Below are 1,538 nucleotides of genomic sequence, written 5' to 3'. Positions count from 1 at the left end.
TTTCCGGGGCCTCCATGGTCTTCAATCTCGCCCGGGCTGCCGCCTCGTCGATGAGGTCGATGGCCTTGTCGGGTAGATGACGTTCGGTAATATAGCGCGCTGAGAGTCTGGCGGCGGCTTCGAGGGCCTTGTCAGTGATCTTGGCCCTGTGATGAGCCTCGTACCTATCCCTGAGCCCTTCCAGGATCCTTATCGAATCCTCCACGCCGGGCTCCTCCACCATGATTGGCTGGAAGCGCCTTTCAAGGGCAGCGTCCTTCTCGATATTTTTTCGGTATTCATCGATCGTCGTGGCACCGATCACCTGGAACTCGCCCCTCGAAAGGCTGGGTTTGAGGATGTTGGCGGCATCGACCGCTCCTTCCGCTCCCCCGGCCCCTACGATGGTGTGAACTTCGTCGATGAAAAGGATTACATCCCTGCAATCACGGAGTTCCTTGACGAGTTTGCGCATCCTCTCCTCGAACTCGCCCCGGTACTTGGTGCCCGCGACGAGGTTACCCATGTTAAGTTGCACTACTCTCTTGCCCTTCAATACCTCGGGGATATCGCCGGCAATAATCTTCTGGGCCAGGCCCTCCACGATCGCCGTCTTGCCGACGCCGGGGTCTCCTATCAGCACCGGGTTATTCTTGGTCCGCCGCGAGAGGATCTGGATGAGCCTCTGGATCTCCTTGGCCCTGCCGATGACGGGGTCGAGTTCGTTTCGCTGGGCCATCTCCGTCAAGGCTATCCCCAACTGGTCCAGCGTCGGCGTCTTCGTGCGGCCCGATGACTTCTGGGGCCCCTCATCCCCGCTGCTGGCGGAATCGATGGGAGACCCCTCGCCCGCCGAAACGGCGGCTATGACCTCGGCCCTGATCTTTTCGACATCCATACCCGTTGAGGCGATGATCTGGGCGGCAACGCCCTCGCCCTCGGAGATGAGCCCCAAAAGGATATGCTCGGTTCCGACGTAATTCACGGACATCCCCTTGGCTTCGCGCATGGCAAGGTCAAGGACCTTTTTCGCCCTGGGACTCAAAGGCAGATCCACGGGTTTGCTCTTCTGGTCACCCCGCCCGACGAACTGCTCAACGACGTTCCGCAACTCCTCGAGGGTTACGCCGGAAGACTGGAGGATGCGAGCGGCCACACCATCGTCCTCGGCTACGAGCCCCATGAGGATGTGCTCGGTCCCTATAACGTCATGGCCCATCCTGAGGGCTTCCCTGTGGGCCAGTTGTATCACTTTCTTGCTTCTTTCAGTGAAATACTGCCACATTACCTGAACCTCCATTTAAAGGAACCGCCCCGCGTTCAACTTTCGTCTTCAACGGGAGCGAGAGCCTTCCTTAGTATTTCCGATCGTTTTACTCCCAGTTCTTCCGGAGAGAGCTCTTCGGAGGACCTGGCCTGTATATGGGCCTTCTGGATATCCATGAGGAGGGCGTTCATTGTGCCGACACGCACAGAGGGAAGGATGCCCATGCCGGAACCCATCCTCACCAGGGAAAGCAGTTCCAGGGCTTCCCTGGCTTCCATGACCCTTGAAAAAC

2 protein-coding genes are annotated in these 1,538 nt (G+C 58.6%); both read right to left on the bottom strand.

All coding sequences use genetic code 11. The annotated features are described in order from the left end of the window. Positions 1–1,264 (bottom strand): AAA family ATPase (locus tag GX108_08605; GenBank protein ID NLO57082.1); only part of this gene is annotated, 1,264 nt, incomplete at its 3' end. A 35-nt stretch (positions 1,265–1,299) separates the two neighbouring features. Next, on the bottom strand, positions 1,300–1,538 hold a 239-nt coding region (locus tag GX108_08600; protein ID NLO57081.1), incomplete at its 5' end, for an ATP--guanido phosphotransferase.

It is taken from the genome of Thermovirga sp., assembly GCA_012523215.1.
Classification (GTDB): Bacteria; Synergistota; Synergistia; order Synergistales; family Thermovirgaceae; genus 58-81.
The sequence above is the reverse complement of the archived record's forward strand: the minus strand, read 5'-3'. Positions and strand labels throughout refer to the sequence as shown.